Below are 20526 nucleotides of genomic sequence, written 5' to 3'. Positions count from 1 at the left end.
CTTCATCATGACTACCGTAACGCGGTCGTCCGATCTCGCTTGCGATGTGCTCGTGATCGGCTCGGGCGCCGGCGGCCTTTCCACGGCCATTACAGCGAAGAAGCAAGGGCTCGACGTGATCGTCGTCGAGAAGGAGGAATACTTCGGCGGCACGACCGCGTTCTCGGGCGGCGTCTTGTGGATACCGGGAAATCGCCACGCGAAAGAAGCGGGCGTGCAGGATACGCGCGAAGCCGCAGTTCGATACATGCGCAGCGAAACGGGCGCGATGTATGACGAAGCAGCCGTCGAAGCGTTCCTTGAAAGCGGCCCACGCATGATCGAATTCTTCGAGCGCGAGACCTCGGTCGAATTTCTGCCGACGCTCTACCCCGACTATCATCCCGATGCGCCGGGCGGTGTCGACGTGGGACGTTCCGTCGTTGCAAAACCGTTCGACGCACGCGCGCTTGGCAAGGACATCGTGCGCCTGCGCCCGCCGCTCAAGACGATAACTTTCATCGGCATGATGTTCAATTCGTCGAGCGCGGATCTCAAGCATTTCTTTAACGCGACGAAATCGATCGAATCCGCGTGGTATGTCGCGAAGCGACTCGCGAGCCATATCCGGGAACTCGCACAATACAAGCGCGGCGTGCAGATCACGAGCGGCAACGCACTCGCCGCGCGCCTCGCGAAATCCACGCTCGATCTCGGCATTCCGATTCACACGCGAACGGGCGCGAAAGAACTGATTACGGTGAAGGGCCGCGTGACCGGGGCGATCGTGATTGCGAACGGACATGAAACGCGCATCGTTGCGCGACGCGGTGTCGTGCTGGCGTGTGGCGGCTTCTCTCACGATGTCGCGCGCATCGCAAAGGCCTATCCGCATGTGCGGCGCGGCGGCGAACATGTATCGCCTGTGCCGGCAGGCAATACCGGCGATGGCGCGCGCATGGCCGAGCGCGTGGGCGGACGTGTCGATATTCGCTATCCGCAGCCCGCTGCGTGGATGCCGGTCTCGCGCGTGCCGCTAAAAGGCGGCAAATACGGCGTGTTCCCGCATCTGCTCGATCGCTACAAGCCGGGCTTGATCGGCGTGACACGCAGCGGCGTGCGCTTCACCAACGAATCGAATTCCTACCACGATGTCGGCGCAGCGATGATCGAAGCCTGTCGCGATGAAAGCGAAACAGCCATGTGGCTCATCTGCGATCACGCGACGATTCGCAAATACGGCCTCGGCTTTGTAAAGCCCGCGCCGCTACCGGTCGGTCCTCATCTGAAGAACGGTTATCTCGTCAAAGGCCGCACGCTCGCGGAACTGGCACGGCGGACAGGCATCGACGCCACAGCGCTCGAAGCGACGGTCCGCGACTATAACCGCGATGCCACGCAGGGCAAGGACACTGCTTTCGGCCGTGGCACGACATCTTTCAACCGCTATCTCGGCGATGCCGCTCACAAGCCGAATCCTTGCATCGCACCGATTGGCGACGGTCCGTACTACGCGCTCAAGGTCGTTATGGGCGATCTCGGCACCTTCGACGGAATCGCGACGAATCCGCATGGCCAGGTACTCAAGGGCAGCGAGCCGATACCAGGGCTCTATGCCGTCGGCAACGACCGCGCGAGCGTCATGGGCGGCAACTACCCCGGCGCGGGCATCACGCTCGGTCCAATCATGACGTTCGGTTATCTCACCGGATTGCATCTCGCGGGCAGCGTCGACGCGCACGCGAAGTCCAGCGAATTGAGGAGCGCAGCATGAGCAAGCCTTTCATCGATCACCGCATCTATACGATCAAGCCGCGCGGCATGTCGGAATTCATCGACGTATTCGAGCGTCTAGCGATGCCTATTCAGACCAGATATCTCGGCGCGCCCGTAGGTTTCTATATGAGCGATATCGGCGCGTTGAATCAGGTCGTGCATCTGTGGGGCTACGAGAGCATCGCGGATTACGACCAGCGGCGCACCGCGCGCGACAACGACCCCGAATGGCCCGCTTATCTGCATGCGTCGGCGCATCTCATCGTCGCCCAGGAAAGCCGCATCATCAGGCGCGTCGAGTTCAAGAGTCTATCGCCAGCGGTTCGATAAACGCGCGGCATAGCGGCACGACGAAGGCCGCGTTCTTCCGCTTGCACATGAATGAATGGAGACATAACGGCATGGAAAAGAACGTCGGGACCATCGAGGTCCAGAGCTTTATCGACGGCGAGCGCTTCTCGCCCTATCAATGGGTCATTCTGATCCTGTGCTTTCTCGTCGTCGCGGCCGACGGTTTCGATACCGCGGCAATCGGCTTTATCGCGCCGTCGTTGATCGGCGACTGGGGCATCACGCGCGCCGCGTTAGGCCCGGTGATGAGTGCGGCGCTCGTCGGTCTCGGCATCGGCGCGCTCGTGGCCGGGCCGGCCGCCGACCGTATCGGACGCAAGGCGGTGCTTGCCCTTTCCGTGTTCTTCTTTGGCGTATGGAGCCTCGCATCGGCACAAGCAAGCTCAGTCGAAACACTAACCGCGTGGCGCTTTCTCACCGGCCTGGGTCTCGGCGCGGCAATGCCCAACGCGGTCACGCTGATGTCCGAATACGCACCGGCGCGCGTTCGTGCTATCGCCGTCAATGCGATGTTCTGCGGCTTCTCCGTAGGACTATCGCTTGGCGGGCTCTGCGCCGCATGGCTCATACCGCATTTCGGCTGGCAAAGCGTGCTCGTCGCCGGCGGACTCGGTCCTATCGTGCTCACCGTGCTGTTGCTCGTTCTGTTGCCCGAGTCCGCACAGTTCATGGTCGTGAGACAACGCCCTACGCGAAAGATCGCGCGCATCCTGCGCCGCATCTCGAACGATCCGCGTCTCGCGGAAGGCGCGCGCGTCACGTTCACTTCTGCCGATACGCGCACGGCTGGCGCCGACAAATCTTCGCTCGGCATCATCGTCTCGCGTCCCTATCGCTTTGGCACGTCCATGTTATGGCTCGCCTATTTCATGGGGCTGATGATCTTCTATCTGCTGACGAACTGGCTTCCTACGCTTTTCAAGGATGCAGGCTTCTCCGCCGAGCGCGCTGCGCTCACGACATCGCTCTTTCCGCTCGGCGGCATTCTCGGCAACCTGTGCCTTGGCTGGGTGATGGGCAAGGCCAATCCGCGACGCGTGAACGCGTGCGCTCATGTGCTCGCAGCGGCGATGGTGCTGACAATCGGACGCGGCATCGCGGATCAGTTCTGGCTTGCTCTGCTGATCTTCCTGACCGGAACAGCGGTGACGAGCGCGGTTACATCGATGTCGGCGCTCGCCGCGTCGTTCTATCCGACGCGAAGCCGCGCGACCGGCGTCGCATGGATGCTTGGCATCGGCCGCATGGGCGCGGTCGCGGGCGCAATGACCGGCGGCGTGCTCATGAGCATGGGGCTGCAATTTGGCGCGGTCTTCACGCTGCTCGCGATTCCCGCAATCATCGCCGCGTTCGCGTTGGGCGCGTTGAGCCGGCGCGATAGAGCGAGTGAAGCCACTCAACGTTTGATGACTTGATGTGCTTTCGAGGCATCGTCGGTATTTGCAAGCGCAACTATGTTGACGATGCCTTGACGCGCCATCTTCGTATAAGGGCAAAAGCGTTCCGTGCTGCGCACGAGTTCCTCAGCTACGCTGCGTTCGATGCCGGGCATCTGCACGCGTGTGTGGGCGGTCAACACGAAGAGCCCGTCCATCGGATCGCGGCTGAATTCGACCGTGACGTACACGCTTGCAGCCTCGACAACGATGCCGGCGCGCGCCGCAAGCAGGACCATCGCGCCATGAAAACATGCAGCGTAGGCCGCGGCGAACAGTTGCTCGGGGTTCGTGCCGCCGCCGGGACCGCCGAGCGCCTCGGGCATACGCAGGTCAAGAGCGAGATTGCCGTCGTCGGATCGTGCCTCGCCCGTCGCGCGGCCATGTCCCGCATCGCCACCCGTCACCGCGACGGTCGTCGAATACAGGGGTTGCACGTCGCGTCCTTGATACCTGTCGAGCAGGCTGACGCGCGGCGGATCGATATGCTCCATGGCGGTCATCCATTCTTCGCGCGAACGTTGCACGATCGCTCAAGGCGCCGCGACCTCGCGCGCGTCCTGCAACCCTTCTTGCAGGCCCTTTCCTGTCATCGTGTCGACGCCTGATGCCGGCGATGCCGCGATTACTTCGTGCCCGCGCGCACGCAGACGCTCCACGACCTTGCTGCCGATGAGTCCGCTTCCGCCGATGACTACGGTGTTCATGATTTCCTCCTCGAAACGATGCGCGAATGCGCGAATGCGCGATGCGTGACGCATCGTAGGCGTGCAGGCGTGCATCCGGTAGCGCCTCGCACGGATGCGCAGTGTTGCCTTCGATGCATCAATCAGTTGAGACGAGCTGCTGCACGCCCGCACGTGGGTTCGTGATGAACGTCGTCAGGCAATGCAGATCAAGCGCCCGCGTCTGCTCGGTCATGTAATCGACGAATACACGCACGCGCGCGGGCAAATGCTTGCGGCTGAGATAGCAAAGATAGTGGCCGCCATCGTCGGGCGCGTATTGCGCGAGACAGGTGACGAGGCGCCCCGCCTTGAGCGAATCGCAGACGAGATACGCAGGCAGTTGTGCGATGCCCTGCCCGTCGAGCACTGCTTGCAGCATCAGGTCGATATCGTTGAAGGTTTGCCGGGCCGCAGGCGAGCGCTTTCGCGCAAGGCCGTCGACCTTGAATTCCCATTCAGCGATGCGCCCCGCCGGCGCGCGGAAATTGATGCAGCGATGGTCGTCGAGATCGTCGACATGACGCGGCAGGCCGTGCTCGCGCGCATACGCCGGCGATGCGCAGACGATCATCTGCATCGGAATCAATTGCTTTGCAACGACTTCGCTATCTTCCATGTGACCATCGCGAAACGCGACATCCACCCGATCTGCCGTGAAATCGCACGGACGATCGTTCAGCAGCAGTTCGAGTGCGATGTCCGGATAGCGTGCATTAAAGCCGGCTAGAAGCGGCGCGACGACCTTGCGGCCGAAGCCCGGCGCCGACGCGATGCGTAAGTGACCGCGTGGCGGCCCGTTGCGCAACTCGCGCATGTCCTCCAGCGCCTGCACGATGCGCTCCACGCCTGGCTGACAATTCTTGTAGAAGAGCTCGCCTTCGCGTGTGAGCGACGTGCTGCGCGTCGTGCGCAGGAAGAGACGCGCATCGAGCTGTGCTTCCAGCTTCTGTACGTTGCGGCTGACGGCGGAACGGCCGATGCCCAGGCGGTCGCTCGCTTTCGCGAAGCTGCCTTCGTTGGCGACGGCAAGAAAAGAAACGACGCCCGCATAACTCGCTACGAAGCTATACGCGAGAGAATCGTCGGAATGACACACAAGGTCTGATGGCATGGCGGCACGAAACGTAGTGGCTCTGTCCAACAAGACGTTTGCGCCACACGGTTTGTGACGCGCCATGCCGAATTTCTTATTTAACGGGCGTCAGAACGGGCTTGTCCTTGTCCTTGAGAAGCAGCACGATGAATTTCGCGCGCTTCGTGTTGCTCGCGTTGCGTCCCACAGTGTGAATGTCGTCAGGGCCTTCATAAAAGGTATCGCCGGCTTTGAGCGTCACGGCCTTGCCGCCGCGAACCTGCATGACGATCGTACCTTCCAGGACATATACGTAGGCATGAGCGTCGTGACGATGCACGGGATCGACCGCGCCCGGAGGATACTCCACGCTGATCATCAGCGCCTCCTTGCCGGGATATTCCGGAAGCGGCTTCGTCATGAGTTCCTTGACGCCGGCCTCCGGCGCCGCGTGCGCCGTGCTCGCCGCGAGCGCCGCGCATCCGAAGACGAGTGCAAGTCCCACGCGTTTGATGCTGTGCATGATCCGTTCTCCCATGATCGAACGACGGCGCGAACGCACTACGACAGGTTTGCCTTGTCTAGGCCGAAAGCTTTATCCGACGAACCCGGAACCGTCTGAAACGCGACATTCGCACGGTTCCACCCATTGATCTCGATGATGATATACGTCAGATCCGACAACTCCTTCTCCGAAAACTGCTCACGCACGCGTGCAAAGAGATCGTCGGACACGCCATGCTCGGGAATGCGCGTCAGCACTTCGGTCCACGCGAGCGCGGCACGTTCGCGCGGCGAAAACAGCGGCGATTCACGCCAGATCGCAACGTGATGCGTGCGCAGTTCGCGCTCGCCATGAATCTTCGCTTCCTTCACATGCATATCGACGCAAAACGCACAGCCATTCATTTGCGATGCGCGAAGCGTCACGAGATCGCGGGTCGTCTGCTCGATCGAGCATTCACGCACCGCCTGACTGAACTCATAGAACTTCCGGAAAAGCTCGGGAGATTGTTGAATGTAGTTGATTCGCTGCGTCATGATTACTCCATGTCTGGTTGAAGATGGATGTCATCCTAGGTTTGCGCGGCTTGTCGCGGTAGACATGCGAACGTGCCCACGCTGTTGCCTCGCATGCATCAATCGAATCGCGAGCGTTCATGCATTGCCATGGCGAGCCGCAATGCGTTCGAGCTTATCCGGATTGCGCTGCACCTGTATGCGTACGATGCGTTCATCTTCGATATCGAAAGTCTGCGCGGATTCGAGCTTGCCGTCGATGAAACGCAGCAGCGCCCATTGCTCATTCAGCATGACGAGTTCGAGACACACGCCGTTTCCATACCGCAGAAAGGCCGCATAAAAAAGCTGCGCGATGCGTTTGCCGCCCAAAAGCGGTTTGGGGAAACTCTGCACGCGCCCGCCGCCATCGCCGATCAGCATGGCGTCCTCCGCGAGCATCGCGTGAATCGCTGCGAAATCGCCGAGCTCCATCGCGTGCGCGAATGCATGCAGCAAGCGCCTTTGAATCTCTCGCGACACCGAACGTCGCGGACGCTCTTCGCGTAGTTGTGCCTTGGCTCGGCTCACGAGCTGGCGGCATGCGGCCTCCGTCTTGCCGATGATGTTCGCGACCTCCGCATAGTCGGCGTCGAAGACCTCGCGCAACAGAAACGCCGCGCGCGCTTCGGGTGTGAGGCGTTCGAGCAGCATGAGGAACGCGACGGATACGTCGTCCGCGCGCTCGGTGACTTCCTCCGGCGTTGCCGGCGGCTCGGTGATCTGCGGCTCGGGCAGCCAGATGCCGGTGTAGTGTTCGCGCTGCAACTTCGCGGCGCGCAACCGGTCGATCGAATGGCGCGTCGTCACTGCGACGAGCCACGCCTCGGCATTCCCGATCGCTTCGTGAGCCGCCGCATGCCAGCGCAGCCATACGTCCTGCACGATATCCTCGGCTTCGGCGACCGACCCGAGCATGCGATACGCAATGCCCTGCAGACGAGGGCGCAAGCGGTCGAATTCGCGCGTGGCGTCATCCATGAAGGCGATTCCTCGTTACTGAACGTCTGTGAAGTCATCGGCTTGAAAGGAGATCGTATATTACGCGTGCGCGATATTCCTTTAAAGATATGAATAACACGGCCGTTAATATCGATGGCCAGAATCGAACGCGCCAATCTCATTCATGACTGAAATCGAACGTCCACAAGCGCCCGCGAATCTGACCCGCATCATCGTAGCGACGGTGATCAGCAACGGCTTCGTCGCATACGACTTCACTGTGTACGGCTTCTCCGCGGCGATCATCGGGCGGCTGTTCTTTCCCGCGCATGATCCCGCCTCGTCTCTGCTGCTATCGCTCGCGACATTCGGCGCCGGCTTCGTGATGCGTCCGCTCGGCGCAGTGCTCATCGGACGATACGCGGATCGATGCGGACGCGAAGCCGGCATGCGGCTGTCGATCGCCGTGATGGCGCTGGGTACGTGGCTGATCGCATGCTTGCCGACGCACGCGGCGATCGGCGCGAGCGCGACCGTGCTGATCGTGGTCGCGCGGCTTTTGCAAGGACTCGCGGCGGGCGGCGAGATCGGACCGGCATCGGCGCTGCTGATGGAATCCGTGCCTTATGAACGGCGCTGCTTCATCGTCAGCTGGCGTGGTGCGAGTCAGGGCGCGGCCGCGTGCGTGGCGGCGCTCGTCGGCGCGTGCACATCGGCGCTTCTGTCGCCGGAGCAACTCTTGCAATGGGGATGGCGCGCGCCCTTCTTCATCGGCGGACTGATCGCGCCGCTCGGATGGTTTCTGCGCCGCATGCCGGGCGACGCATCCACGTCGAAGCCCCGACCCGCGCGCACGCCGCTCGCAACTGTACTGCGCGAGCACGCGCGCCCGCTCGCATGCGGCATCCTGATGATGGCCGCGCCATCGTCGAGCATCTACATCGCCGTGCTGTACATGCCGAGCTATCTGACGCATACGCTGCAGCGGCCGCCTGTCATCAGCTTTCTGATCGCGTCGCTCTCCGGCCTCGTTATTCTGATCGTCACGCCGCTCGTCGCGCTTGCGGCCGATCGGCTGATGAGCCGCAAGACGCTGCAATATGCCTCGCTCTTCGCCGCGCTCGCGACGGCTTATCCCGCGTTTTATGCGCTCACGCGAGGCGCACCGGATGGGCTCGCGCTCGTCATCATCCTGCTCTATGTCGCAGTCGCGCTGAACAACGCGGGCGCCGCTTCGGTGCTCATGCTCGAAGCCTTCCCGAAGCATCGGCGCGCGGCGAGCCTCGCCGTGATCTATACCTTCGGCGTCGTCATCTTCGGGGGATTCTCGCCGTTGACGGTCGCATGGCTCGTCGGCGCGACGGGCAACGTAATGACGCCCGCGTGGTATCTGCTCGCCGCGAACTGCCTGACGCTTCTTGCGCTCAGCCGCTTTCCGGAAGGCCGCGCGAGTGCGCGGCGCGCATCCGCATGACGGGATCGCCACTCGTCGCGCGCAACAGTTCGAGCGCGCGCAGGCGCATCTCGAGCGGACTGACGTCGAACGCGCGGCGAAACGCGCGCGTGAAATCCGATGCGCTCTTGAAGCCGAGACCGAATGCGATATCCGCTATCTGCAGATTGGGAAACAGCGCGAGTTCGTCGGCCGCTTCGCGCAAGCGGCGAAGTCGAATATATGCGGCGAGCCCGCCCTCCTGCTCGAACCACCGATAGACTGTCGCGCGCTTGAGCCCGAGTGCCTCGACGATCGCGGTCGGCGTGAGATCGGCCTCATGCAGGCGCGTTTCGATGTAACGCTTCACCTGGCTCTTCACGGCCGTTTGCAGTGCGGCGCGTGAATCGCTCGCGGCATTCGGCTTGTCGGCGAATGCCGCGAGCAGGAGCCGCGCGCCGGCATCGAGCGCGTCAGCGGCGTCGGGCCGGTCGAGCACGGGCAATTCTCGCGCGGTGGCCTCGAAATGTTCGAACACGAAATGCACGAGCGGCGCTTGGTCGGGCAGCACGCGACCGTGCAACGCGTCGCAGTCGCCGATATGCGCGGCGACGATTGCACGCGGTACGAACATCGTCAGCACGCGGCACGCCGGACGTTCGACGCGAAAGCGCTGATTCAGATCGAGTGCGATGATGCCGCGCACAGAGCCAGGCGCGCTGCGCTTGACGCTCAGCCCGCTGACGTGACCGGTCTCGCCTTCCACATAGACGTGAAATGCGAAATCGCGACGCGTGTCAGTGGAGACGCGCGCGATAGATCGCTCGAGCACGAGCGCGTCGGTGCGCGCTTCCGTGAACACGAGGCCGCCCGCCGCATGCAAATCGATGCTGCCCGAGAAGCCGCGTGCAATCTGATCCTTGTCCGGCACGACATCGACCACATGCCCGACCCGATCGCGCCATGCGAGCAATTGACGCTCACGCGGACAGGCGCGCGTCGAAAAGTGCGTGGAAATCTTCGGCGGATCGGAATCTGCGGGCATATGCGGCAGTCGATGTTGTCGGGTCGTCCTTCGCGCTGTGGCGCGCACGATACGCGCCAGCAAATGAGACGCATGGTAAAGCGTATTTTGAATGCCGGTATATCGTGCTGGACGAGGAGCAGCGTGTGCGGCGTCGTGGGCGGCCAGGTCGGCGATTCCTTGCCTTCATCCCGCCGTCACATTGCTGACTCCCCATCCTAGGGTTTACGGCTAGTCAAGATAAAAAATTCAGCCGCACATAAAGAGAGAAAAGACGTTTCGGGGCGTCACACATGGAAAAGTCGAAAATTGTGCAAGTCGGGCGCGCCGCGCAGGCCACGCGAGCGATGCTCAAGCCCGCGCGTCTCGCGGACACCCAGCTCGATCATCTCGAGCACATGATCCGTTCGCTCGCGCTATCGGGAAATTCAAAGGCGGTCGACCAGTTCGATCATGCCTACTGGAAAAGGCGGCTCGCCGCGGTCGGCGACGAAAGCGATCTCGTCTCGACGCAACGCGCCCGCGTGCTGCGGCTCCTCGATCTTCTCGAACAGAACCGGGCAGCAGACTCCGACAAGGCGGCCGCCTAGCGCTCCGCCAGCAGCGCATGCGAAATGCAAAGCAGGACAAGGCATTTCGAATGCAAAACGCAAAATTCCGTTTGCGCCGAACGAATTCCGAGGGCCAGCCTGAGAGAGAGCACTCGACGCGGGGGCCGATTCCGACCACCGCGTCGAAAAGTGCCTCTACGTGTGGCTTCGCGTCCCGGGGTGCGATTCGCACCCGACACATGCGCTAACGCACACCGATCTTCCAGACGGTGACTTCGTGATACTCGTCGCCGGGCTTGAGTTCGGTCGATGGGAACGTGGGGCGGTTCGGCGAGTCCGGGAAATGCTGGGTTTCTAGCGCGAAGCCATCCGTTTGTCGATACGCCACGCCCGACGTGCCGATCGCGCTGCCATCGAGACCGTTGCCCGTGTAGAGCTGCAAGCCGGGCTGCGTCGTATAGACATCGAGCACGCGGCCGCTCGACGGATCGTAGGCGCGCGCGGCAAAGCCGGGTTCTCCAGTGCGCTGGCCGTTCTTGTTGAGCTTCCAGTTGTGGTCGTAGCCGCGCGCATAACGCATCTGCTGATTCGACGAACGCAAACGCGCGCCGATCGGCGTCAGCGCTCGCAGATCCAGCGGTGTGTTCTCGACGCTCGCCATCTCGCCGGTCGGAATCGAATCGGCGCGCGTCGGCGTATAGCTCGATCCCGCGATCATGATGAGCTGCCCTTCGACATTGCCGCTGCCCTCGCCCGCGAGGTTGAAGTAGCTATGGTTCGTGAGGTTCAGGACGGTCGGCTTGTCCGTCTTCGCACGATAGTCGATACGCACTTCGTTATCGTCGGTGAGCGTGTAGGTTACGTCGACAGTAAGCGTGCCGGGAAAGCCGTTCTCGCCATCGGGACTCACATAGCGAAGCTGCACGCCCGCGCCTTGCGCGCCCTGAAACGTCTTCACCACGGTCCAGACTTTCTCGTCGAATCCATGCGGACCGCCATGCAGTGTATTCGGTGGCTCGTTGACGGGCAGCTTGTAGTCGCGGCCATCAAGTTCGAACTTTCCATCGGCGATGCGATTCGCATAACGCCCGATCAGACCGCCGAAATGGATCTTGCCGTTGTACTTCTCATAGTCGTTGAGCGAGCCAAAGCCGAGCACGATATCCGCGCGACGCCCGCGCCGGTCCGGCACATCGAGACGCGTGACGATGCCGCCATACGTGATGCACTTCATCGACACGCCGCGCGCATTGGACAACGTGAATTGCGTGACCGCCTGGCCTTGTTGGGTCGCGCCATAGGGCGCGGAGGCAATCGAAGCAGCGAAGCCGCGCGGCGATAACAAAATCATGCATGCGATAGCGGCAAAACGAATGAGCGTGTTTTTCGCGAACTGCATAAGAGCAATGAGAGAAGAACGTTCGATCGATACATCGGAGTGTGAATTGAGCATCGGCTGTACCCGGTACGGCGGGCACGTCGGATGCGAGATCTTCATGTCATCCGACGAACACGACAAGGAGCCGCTCATGAATCAGCAAACCGATCGACCGACGCCGCCCATCCAAACGCCAGAAGACCCGAACATGGCCGACCGCCGCTTGTCCGACGAGCAAAAGCGCACGATGAGAAATGAGCCCGAGCCGCCGAAGCGCACCGATGAAAGCAAGGAAGAAAAGCTGCCGAATCCGAAAGACGTAGGTGAAGCCGGCTGATCTTGCGTGCTTGTTATCGTCCAATGAGTCAATAAGGCGACGCGCTGATTCATAAGACGAAACATTCTTTGATACGTATAAATTACATATAACCTTTCGGAGCGATGATGGCTGCATCGCCGTATCGCGATGAAGCCCATCGCTTTTGTTGTATGGTATCCCTAAGCTATCAAAGCCTTGGATGGCGTGCGCGGCGACGCTTTTCGCCGGAGTAAGGAAGCAAGGACGCCATGCACGATCCTGCTCATTTCCTGCCGTCGTTTGTGTGGCGCGCGGCACGAGACGGGGTAATCCAGTACGCCAATCCGTGGGCTTGCCGGTATCTCGGCATTCCGTTTCCCGAACTCGTCGGGCAGCATTGGAAAGCTTTTGTTCACCCCGACGACATCCCGCCGGTTCTCGAAGCACTGCGTCAGATGCGCGACGGCACGCTGCTTCGCAACGTCGATGTGCGCCTGTTACGCAACGATGCCGCGTTCCGCTGGCATACGCTCCATCTTCAGGCGCGGCGCGATGAGGAAGGGCAGATCGGCGAGACGGTCGGTGTGGCCATCGACATTCATGAGTGTCGTCACGCATGGGCAATGTATGAAGCCAGCGAGCGGCGCTTGCAGGCCGCTTTCGCGGGCGCACGCATGGGCGCGTGGGAATGGGACATGAAGACGCGCGTCGTACGCATGACCGCACAGCTCGCCGCGCTCTATTCTTTTCCGCCCGGAACCGAAGCGGTTCTTCTTTCGGAAGTGTGGGACCGCGTCGCGCCCGAACATCGCGAGCCGTTTCAGCGCAAGTTGACCGAAGCATTGCGCGATGGCGGACCATTCGAATTCGACTTCGTTCTCGAAAGCGAACAAGGACAACGTCGATGGCTGCGCATGCGCGGGCATCCCGAGTTCGACCGTCATGGCGTGCTCACGCGCGTCTATGGCGTGAGCTTCGATATCAGCACGCAACGCGCCGATGAAGATCGCCTGAGCCTTTCCGAACGACGCTATCGGGCGCTCGTCGAAACGACGGGCGCGCTCGTCTGGTCCGCCGATGCAAACGGCGAAATCCGTCCTTCTGGCGGCGAATGGGAACAGTTCACGGGCACATCACCGGACGTGTTGTCCGGGTGGGGCTGGCTCGATTACATCCATCCCGACGATCGCGAGCGCACGCATCAGGCGTGGCTCGATGCATTGCGCGACGGCGTCGCTTGCACGCTCACCTTTCGCATGTACCGTCGCGACGGCGTTTATCGCATGGTGCAGGCGCACGCCGCGCCACTCTACGACGACAAGGGCAGCTTGCAGGAATGGTTCGGCACGACGACCGACGTCACGCCGCGCTTCGAAGCGCAAGCCGCAATCGAGGCGCGCAGCTTGCGCCTCACGGTGGCGATGCAGGCCGCGAACATTCATATCGCGTCGCTGGAACTCGCGACGTGGACGTTGTCGCTCGAAACCGGCGGCGAGCGTCAGACCACCGAAACGCTCAGCTATGAGGCAGCGCTCGCACGCGTGCATCCCGATGACAGCGCCATGCTCGATCGCTATGTGCGCAGCATCGCGGCCGGTGAAGACGCCGAGGGACATGTCGAGTTTCGCGTGCGCAACATGCACGGAGAACAGTGGATGCAAGGCAGCGCCCTGCTCCAGCGCAGCAAGGACGGCGAGCCGCTGCGCATCATCGGCAGCGTGATAGACATCACCGAACGCAAGCATATGGAGCTGATGTTGCGCGAAGCGGGACGACGCAAGGATGAGTTCCTCGCGATGCTCGCGCATGAACTGCGCAATCCGCTTGCGCCGCTGCGAACGGCCATCGCGCTCCTGCAAAAGGATCAGGATGGCGACACGCATCCGCGCGATCTTATCGATCTCATGCGCCGGCAAGTGGAGCACATGACGCGCATCGTCGACGACTTGCTGGAGGTTTCGCGCATTACGCAGGGACGCATCGCCTTGCAACTCGAACCGATTCTCGTCGGCACGGCGGTATATCACGCAGTCGAAGCCATTGCGGGCATGGTCGAGTCGCGTTCGCAAAACATTCAAGTCGATGTTTCCGATGCGACGACATGGGTCTGCGGCGATCCCACGCGTCTCTCGCAGATCCTTGTCAACGTGCTGAACAATGCGAGCAAGTACACACCGGAGCAAGGCCGTATCAGCGTGAGTGTGCAGGCTGCCGACGATTCGGTGTCTATCGTCATCGCCGATACGGGCACGGGCATTTCCGCCGACCTTCTGCCGAAAGTATTCGAGCTATTCTCGCAAGGCGAGCGCACGCTCGACCGCTCGAACGGCGGCCTCGGCATCGGGCTTTCTCTCGTGAAGAAGCTCGTGGAAATGCATAAAGGCACGATCACCGTGCAAAGCCCGGGACCGGGCCTCGGCACGACGGTGACCGTGCGGCTGCCGCGTTTGCATCATCACGAAAGGCATTCCGCGCTCGCACTTTCGGAGACGAGCATGCGCGAGACGCGCACGGCGCTGCGCATTCTCGTCGTGGACGATAACCGCGATGCCGCCGATTCGCTCGCGATGCTGTGCGAGTCGGAGGAACATGTCGCGCGCGTCGCGTATTCATCGGCGGAAGCGCTGGAAGCCGCGCCGCTCTTGCAGCCCGATGTGGCGCTGCTCGATATCGGCCTGCCAGATATCGACGGCTACGAACTCGCGCGTCGTTTGCGTCGCAAGGGAGACACGACGCCTTTGCTGATCGCGATCACGGGTTATGGCCAGGCCGAAGACCGATTGCGCGCGCAATCGGCAGGCTTCGACTATCACTTCGTGAAGCCCGTGAATGTCGAGAGCCTCTTGAAGCTATTGTCGTCGCTCACAGTCACGCGTTGACGAACTCTCGCTCTACAATGGGCGTTCGATCAAGCCTTCGAGGACGTCATGACGCCAAAGCCCATCAGCCGCTATCCCGTTCCCGATCCGAAAGAATGGCCCGACGATATCCGCGCACGCATTCTCGAAGTGCAGGACAAGGCGGGGTTCGTGCCGAACGTGTTTCTCACGCTTGCGCACCGGCCCGATGAATTCCGCGCGTTCTTCGCTTATCACGATGCGCTGATGCTCAAGGAAGGCGGCCTGAGCAAGGGCGAGCGCGAGATGATCGTCGTCGCGACGAGCGCGGTGAACGATTGCCTTTATTGCGTCGTCGCGCACGGAGCGATTCTGCGCATCTATGAAAAGAACGCGCTCGTGGCGGATCAGGTGGCGGTGAATCATCGCAAGGCGGATATCACGCCGCGTCAGAAGGCGATGCTCGATTTTGCGCTTAAGGTATGCCGCGCATCGGGCACGGTGGATGATGCCGATTTCGCGGCATTGCACGCGCATGACTTCAGCGATGAAGATATCTGGGATATCGCCGCGATCACCGCATTTTTCGGGTTATCGAATCGCATGGCGAATGTCATTTCAATGCGGCCCAACGACGAGTTCTTTTTGATGGGGCGCGTGCCGAAGGAGCCGAAGTAAGCTTCCATGCGCCTTCCTCCGCTCAAATCCATCATCGCGTTCGAGAGCGTCGCGCGCACGAAGAGCGTCAACCGCGCCGCCGACGAACTCGGCCTCACGCCTTCGGCCGTCAGTCATCAACTGGCGAATCTGGAGAGCATCGTCGGGCGGCCGTTGTTCACGCGGTTCGGCCGCGGTCTCGTCCTCACGCCGACCGGCACGCAATATCTTGCCGACGTCACCGGCGCGCTCGCCGAATTGAATCGCGCGACGGAACGCGCATCGAGCGAAACATCCGTCGAGATACTGCGCATTCATTCGAGTCCGAGCTTCGGCCTGATGTGGCTATTGCCGCGTCTCGCCGCGTTTCAGGAAGCCAATGGCGATATTCAAATGAACCTCGCGTGTTCGTATGAAGACGTGTCGTTCACATCGGGTTACTACGATATCGCCGTGCGTCATGGCTATGCTCATTGGACCGATGTCGAAGTGAAGACGCTGCGGCATGAAAGCATTGCGCCGCTCGCTTCGCGCGCCTATCTCGAACGCTTTCCAGTCGCTACGCCCGATGATCTGCTCGACCGTCGTCTGATTCTCTCCGAATCGCCGCTCGTTCAATGGCAGCAGTGGTTCGGCAAGTTCGGCGTCGCGGTGAAGCGCAAGGCATTCGACTTTTCATTCGACCGCTCGTACATGTCGCTCGAAGCGGCCGCGCTCGGTCACGGCATCGCGCTCGAAAGCACGATGCTCGCGTCCGGGCATCTGGAACGCGGTTCGCTCGTGCCTGTATTCGGCAAGGAATACGCGGTCGAAGTCGGCGCGCATCATCTCGTTTACCCGAGTCAAAACGCCGGATTGCCGCGCGTCGCAAAGTTTCTGGCGTGGATGGATCAGCAAATCGAGCGTCGCGGCGATACCTGAAAATTTCTCAGCAATAGTTGAGCCAAACTGCGTTGATCGTCAGGTCGAAGGCGGAGAAACTGCGCCTACACCAGACAACCAACGGAGACAACGATGTTGCTCGAGAACCAGGTAGTGATCGTCACGGGCGCGGCTTCGGCGCGCGGTATCGGCAAGGCAACGGCGAAGGCGCTTGCGGCGCAAGGCGCGCGCATCGTCGTGCTGGATCTGAAGGAAGCAGACGCGCAAAGCGCCGCGAACGATCTGGGCGATGGCCATCTCGGTCTCGCTTGCGACGTCACCGATAAGAACGCGTGCATCGCGGCCGCCAATGCCACCATCGATAAGTACGGACGCATCGACGCGCTCATCAACAACGCGGGCATCACGCAGCCGATCAAGACGCTGGAGATAGGCGCGGATAACTTCGATGCCGTCATCGACGTCAATCTGCGCGGCACGCTGTATATGTCGCAAGCCGTTATTCCGCAGATGAAAAAGCAGAAGAGCGGCAGCATCGTATGCATGTCGTCAGTGTCGGCGCAACGTGGCGGCGGCATCTTCGGCGGGCCGCATTACAGCGCGGCGAAGGCCGGCGTGCTGGGCCTCGCGAAGGCAATGGCGCGTGAATTCGGCGCCGACGGCATTCGCGTGAATTCGATCACGCCGGGCCTCATTCAAACCGACATCACCGGTGACAAGCTCACGCCCGAAATGCGCGCGGACATCATCAAGAGCATTCCGCTCGCGCGTCTCGGCGATGCAGCGGATATCGCCAACGCGTGCCTGTATCTCGCGAGCGATCTTTCTTCCTATCTCACCGGTGTCACACTCGATGTCAACGGCGGCATGCTGATTCATTGATTGCACGTACGGGCGCACCTGGAAACCAGGGCGCCGAACATGGATGGAGACACACATGAAACCAAAGTTATCCGCGGCGGCGGTAAGCGCTGAGTTCACATCGTCCGACGATGCCGCCAGCTTCGAAGCAAAGACCTATGCCAAGGTCGGACGCCGCCTGATTCCCTTTCTGATGCTGTGCTATCTCGGCGCGTATCTGGATCGCGTGAACGTCGGCTTCGCCAAGCTGCAGATGCTCAACGATTTGCGCTTCTCCGAAACCATCTACGGCATCGGCGCGGGCATCTTCTTTCTCGGCTACTTCCTGTTCGAAGTGCCCAGTAACGTCATCCTGCATAAAGTGGGCGCGCGCAACTGGCTCGCACGCATCATGCTGACGTGGGCCGTGATATCCGCGAGCTTCGTGTTCGTGAAGTCACCGACAGTCTTCTATGTCCTGCGATTTTTGCTGGGCGTCGCAGAAGCGGGTTTCGCGCCGGGCGTCATTCTCTATCTGACGTACTGGTTTCCCGCCGCGCGCCGCGCCAAAGCGCTCTCGCTGTTCTTCATGGCGATTCCGCTCGCGGGCATCGTCGGCGGACCGCTCTCGGGCTACATCATGCATGCGTTCCAGGGCGTGCAGGGGCTCGCCGGATGGAAGTGGCTCTTCATGCTCGAAGCGCTGCCTTCGCTCTTCCTGGGTGTCGCGATCCTGTTCTACCTCGACAACGGCATCGCCGGCGCGAAGTGGCTCAGCGACGAAGAGAAAGCATTGCTTCGGCGCAATGTCGAGAAGGACAACGCGCAGACGGTGAAGCACGTATCGATCCGCGCATTCATCGGCGATCGTCGTCTTTGGCTGATGGCCGCGATCTACTTCTGCGTCGTGATGGGTCAATACGGACTCACGTTCTGGCTGCCGACCATCGTGCGCCGCACCGGCGTAGCGGACCCGCTGTGGGTCGGCATTCTCACCGCGATTCCGTATCTTTGCGCCATCGTCGCGCTGCCGCTGATCGGTGCAAGTGCCGACAAGCGTCGCGAACGCCGCCTGCATCTCGCGATTCCGATGCTTGTGTCCGCAGCCGGCTTCGCCACCTTGCCGATGCTCGGCAGCGTGGGCGCATCGATCGTCTGCGTGAGCATCGCGGCAGCAGGCATCCTCGCGTCATCGTCGCAATTCTGGTCCTTGCCTACGGCTGTGCTGGGCGGCATGTCGGCGGCGGCGGGCATTGCCGCGGTCAACTGCTTCGCCAATCTCGCGGGCTTCTTCTCGCCTGCCATCGTCGGATGGCTCAACGACTTCACCGGCAAATCGACCGCGGGCCTGATCTTCATTTCCATAGCCATCGTGATCGGCGCGGCGCTCGTGTTCTTCGTGCCCGCGAAAACGGTCAATCGCTAATTTTATTAATCAAGGAGACAACGCATGAATGCTCCCGTTATCGAAGAGGTGACGCTCGCCGAGCGCGCCTATCGTATCCGCCGCAATGCCCTTCTGATGGGCGAAGTGCAAGGTCAAGGTTATATCGGCCAGGCGCTCGATATCGCCGATGTGCTGGCCGTCGCCTACTTCGGCGCGATGAACTACCGCCCCGACGATCCCGAATGGGAAGGCCGCGACCGCTTCCTGCTGTCGAACGGTCACTATGCAATTGCGCTGTATGCCGCGCTCTTCGAAGCAGGCATCCTGCCGCAAGAGGAACTCGAAACGTATGGCAGCGACGATAGCCGTCTGCCGATGTCCGGCATGGCAAGCTACACGCCCGGCATGGAAATGTCCGGCGGGTCGCTCGGGCAAGGTCTCACGATCGCTGTGGGCCGTTGCCTCGGTCTGAAGCGCAAGGGCTCGAAGTCTTTCGTGTACACGCTCTTCTCCGATGGCGAGCTCGATGAAGGCTCGATCTGGGAAGGTTTGATGTCGGCGGCGCACTGGAAGCTCGACAATCTCATCGCAATGGTCGATGTGAACAATCAGCAGGCGGATGGCCCGTCGACGCAGATCATGTCGTTCGAGCCGCTCGTCGACAAGCTCGAAGCATTCGGCTGGTACGTGCAGCGCGTGAACGGCAACGACATCGATGCGGTGAAGAACGCTTTCGACAACGCGCGCAATCTTGAGGACGCGAAGCCGCGCATCATCGTATGCGATACGCAGATGGGCCGTGGCGTGCCCTTTCTCGAACAACGCGAGAAAAACCACTTCATCCGCGTCGATGCCCATGAATGGCAACTGGCGCTGCAAGCACTCGAAGCAGGGAGACAAGCATGAGCACTCGTTTGAAGACATCCGCGATGATCGCGTCGATCGCAAGCGAAGGACAGGTCACGCGTTCGGCGCCCTTCGGCCATGCGCTCGTGGAAGAAGCGCGCACGAAGACGAATATCATCGGCATGACGGCCGATCTCGGCAAGTACACGGACCTGCATATCTTCGCGAAGGCATTCCCCGAGCGTTACTACCAGATGGGTATGGCCGAGCAATTGCTGATGGGCGCGGCTGCGGGCTTCGCACACGAAGGCGCGCAGCCGTTCGTGACGACGTACGCGGTATTCGCGACGCGCCGTGCGTATGACTTCATCCATCAAACGATCGCGGAAGACAATCTCGATGTAAAGATCGTCGCCGCGCTGCCGGGACTCACGACGGGTTACGGCCCGAGCCATCAAGCCGCGGAGGACCTCGCACTGATGCGCGCGATGCCGAACATGACCGTGATCGATCCGTGCGATGCGCTCGATATCGAACAGATGGTGCCCGCGATCGCCGCGCACAAAGGTCCGGTGTATGCGCGTCTCTTGCGCGGCAACGTGCCCGCCGTGCTCGACGAATACGACTATCGCTTTGAACTCGGCAAGGCGAAGCTGCTGCGCGATGGCCGGGACGTGCTCATCATTTCGTCGGGCATTCTGACGATGCGCGCGCTCGAAACCGCGAAGGCATTGCAAGCCGATAACGTCGATGTCGCCGTGCTGCATGTGCCGACGATCAAGCCGCTCGACACGGAGACGATCGTCCGCGAAGCGAAGCGCTCGGGACGTCTCGTCGTGGTGGCGGAAAACCATACGGTGATCGGCGGGCTCGGCGAAGCGGTGGCAACCGCACTGCTGACGGCGGGGGGCGCGCCGGCTTATCGTCAGATCGCATTGCCCGATGCGTTCCTCGATGCAGGCGCGTTGCCTACGCTGCACGATCGCTACGGCATTTCGACGAACGTGATGTCGAGCACGATCAAAGGCTGGCTCGCGTAACAGGCTGCATG

21 protein-coding genes are annotated in these 20526 nt (G+C 61.4%); 13 read left to right on the top strand and 8 right to left on the bottom strand.

Translation table 11 applies throughout. The features are described 5' to 3' along the window. Positions 1-7: 7 nt before the first annotated feature. The 3 genes from NCS02_RS25425 (at position 8) to NCS02_RS25415 (ending at position 3521) form a co-directional block, all read left to right on the top strand. A complete protein-coding gene (locus tag NCS02_RS25425) occupies positions 8-1753 on the top strand; it encodes an FAD-dependent oxidoreductase (protein ID WP_250503632.1) in 1746 nt (581 codons plus the stop codon). After that, positions 1750-2085 (top strand): NIPSNAP family protein, encoded by a 336-nt coding sequence (locus tag NCS02_RS25420; RefSeq protein WP_250457266.1) that lies wholly within the window; start codon positions 1750-1752, stop codon positions 2083-2085. The genes NCS02_RS25425 and NCS02_RS25420 overlap by 4 nt, the downstream gene beginning before the upstream one ends. Positions 2086-2156: 71 nt before the next feature. Beyond that, the gene (locus NCS02_RS25415) at positions 2157-3521 is read left to right on the top strand and encodes an MFS transporter (RefSeq protein WP_250523327.1); all 1365 of its coding nucleotides are present in this window, start codon (positions 2157-2159) and stop codon (positions 3519-3521) included. Here the strand turns inward: NCS02_RS25415 and NCS02_RS25410 are convergent. The 6 genes from NCS02_RS25410 to NCS02_RS25385 form a co-directional block, all read right to left on the bottom strand. Then, positions 3503-4036 carry an Ohr family peroxiredoxin gene (locus NCS02_RS25410; protein WP_250503630.1) on the bottom strand — a complete coding sequence of 178 codons (534 nt, stop codon included), beginning with the start codon at positions 4034-4036 and terminating at the stop codon, positions 3503-3505. The two genes, NCS02_RS25415 and NCS02_RS25410, sit on opposite strands and share 19 nt — an antisense overlap. A 39-nt stretch (positions 4037-4075) precedes the next feature. Beyond that, a complete protein-coding gene (locus NCS02_RS25405; protein ID WP_250436482.1) occupies positions 4076-4249 on the bottom strand; it encodes an NAD-dependent epimerase/dehydratase family protein in 174 nt (57 codons plus the stop codon). Positions 4250-4367: 118 nt separating this feature from the next. After that, on the bottom strand, positions 4368-5381 hold the full coding sequence (locus tag NCS02_RS25400; protein ID WP_250482013.1) for a LysR family transcriptional regulator: 1014 nt from the start codon (positions 5379-5381) through the stop codon (positions 4368-4370). 76 nt (positions 5382-5457) lie between these two features. Then, positions 5458-5865: a cupin domain-containing protein gene (locus NCS02_RS25395; RefSeq protein WP_250503629.1), complete on the bottom strand. Its 408-nt coding sequence runs from the start codon at positions 5863-5865 to the stop codon at positions 5458-5460. 38 nt (positions 5866-5903) lie between these two features. Then, on the bottom strand, positions 5904-6383 hold the full coding sequence (locus tag NCS02_RS25390) for a carboxymuconolactone decarboxylase family protein (protein ID WP_175980753.1): 480 nt from the start codon (positions 6381-6383) through the stop codon (positions 5904-5906). 117 nt (positions 6384-6500) lie between these two features. Beyond that, on the bottom strand, positions 6501-7382 hold the full coding sequence (locus tag NCS02_RS25385; protein WP_250503628.1) for an RNA polymerase sigma-70 factor: 882 nt from the start codon (positions 7380-7382) through the stop codon (positions 6501-6503). Positions 7383-7527: 145 nt separating this feature from the next. On the opposite strand from NCS02_RS25385, the gene NCS02_RS25380 reads away from it, so the two are divergent. Then, positions 7528-8817: an MFS transporter gene (locus tag NCS02_RS25380; protein ID WP_250503627.1), complete on the top strand. Its 1290-nt coding sequence runs from the start codon at positions 7528-7530 to the stop codon at positions 8815-8817. Here NCS02_RS25380 and NCS02_RS25375 read toward each other — a convergent pair. Then, on the bottom strand, positions 8768-9820 hold the full coding sequence (locus NCS02_RS25375) for a helix-turn-helix transcriptional regulator (RefSeq protein WP_250503626.1): 1053 nt from the start codon (positions 9818-9820) through the stop codon (positions 8768-8770). The two genes, NCS02_RS25380 and NCS02_RS25375, sit on opposite strands and share 50 nt — an antisense overlap. 272 nt (positions 9821-10092) lie before the next feature. Here NCS02_RS25375 and NCS02_RS25370 point away from each other — a divergent pair, with 272 nt between their 5' ends. Next, positions 10093-10389 (top strand): hypothetical protein, encoded by a 297-nt coding sequence (locus NCS02_RS25370; protein WP_008347927.1) that lies wholly within the window; start codon positions 10093-10095, stop codon positions 10387-10389. 205 nt (positions 10390-10594) lie between these two features. On the opposite strand, the gene NCS02_RS25365 is transcribed toward NCS02_RS25370, so the two are convergent. Next, positions 10595-11701, bottom strand: a complete 1107-nt coding sequence (locus NCS02_RS25365; protein WP_250503625.1) for an aldose epimerase family protein — start codon at positions 11699-11701, stop codon at positions 10595-10597. A gap of 28 nt (positions 11702-11729) precedes the next feature. Here NCS02_RS25365 and NCS02_RS25360 point away from each other — a divergent pair, with 28 nt between their 5' ends. The 8 genes from NCS02_RS25360 (at position 11730) to NCS02_RS25325 (ending at position 20515) form a co-directional block, all read left to right on the top strand. Beyond that, positions 11730-12065 (top strand): hypothetical protein, encoded by a 336-nt coding sequence (locus tag NCS02_RS25360; RefSeq protein ID WP_250523326.1) that lies wholly within the window; start codon positions 11730-11732, stop codon positions 12063-12065. Between the two features lie 230 nt (positions 12066-12295). After that, the gene (locus tag NCS02_RS25355) at positions 12296-14905 is read left to right on the top strand and encodes a PAS domain-containing hybrid sensor histidine kinase/response regulator (RefSeq protein ID WP_250523325.1); all 2610 of its coding nucleotides are present in this window, start codon (positions 12296-12298) and stop codon (positions 14903-14905) included. Between the two features lie 48 nt (positions 14906-14953). Beyond that, entirely contained in the window at positions 14954-15541 is a 588-nt protein-coding gene (locus NCS02_RS25350) for a peroxidase-related enzyme (RefSeq protein WP_250503623.1), read from the top strand. 6 nt (positions 15542-15547) lie between these two features. Beyond that, entirely contained in the window at positions 15548-16441 is an 894-nt protein-coding gene (locus tag NCS02_RS25345; RefSeq protein ID WP_175980739.1) for a LysR substrate-binding domain-containing protein, read from the top strand. Between the two features lie 93 nt (positions 16442-16534). Beyond that, a complete protein-coding gene (locus NCS02_RS25340; RefSeq protein ID WP_008347913.1) occupies positions 16535-17284 on the top strand; it encodes an SDR family NAD(P)-dependent oxidoreductase in 750 nt (249 codons plus the stop codon). A gap of 55 nt (positions 17285-17339) precedes the next feature. Further along, entirely contained in the window at positions 17340-18668 is a 1329-nt protein-coding gene (locus tag NCS02_RS25335) for an MFS transporter (RefSeq protein WP_250436473.1), read from the top strand. Positions 18669-18692: 24 nt separating this feature from the next. Next, positions 18693-19535, top strand: a complete 843-nt coding sequence (locus tag NCS02_RS25330) for a transketolase (RefSeq protein ID WP_008347910.1) — start codon at positions 18693-18695, stop codon at positions 19533-19535. Further along, entirely contained in the window at positions 19532-20515 is a 984-nt protein-coding gene (locus NCS02_RS25325) for a transketolase family protein (RefSeq protein WP_250503622.1), read from the top strand. Before NCS02_RS25330 ends, NCS02_RS25325 begins: the two co-directional genes overlap by 4 nt. Positions 20516-20526: the final 11 nt, after the last annotated feature.

Origin of the sequence: Caballeronia sp. NCF2 (assembly GCF_023631205.1) — a bacterium.
Taxonomy (GTDB): domain Bacteria; phylum Pseudomonadota; class Gammaproteobacteria; order Burkholderiales; family Burkholderiaceae; genus Caballeronia; species Caballeronia zhejiangensis.
Note: the sequence above shows the minus strand (reverse complement) of the source record. Positions and strands in the feature narration are given on the sequence as shown.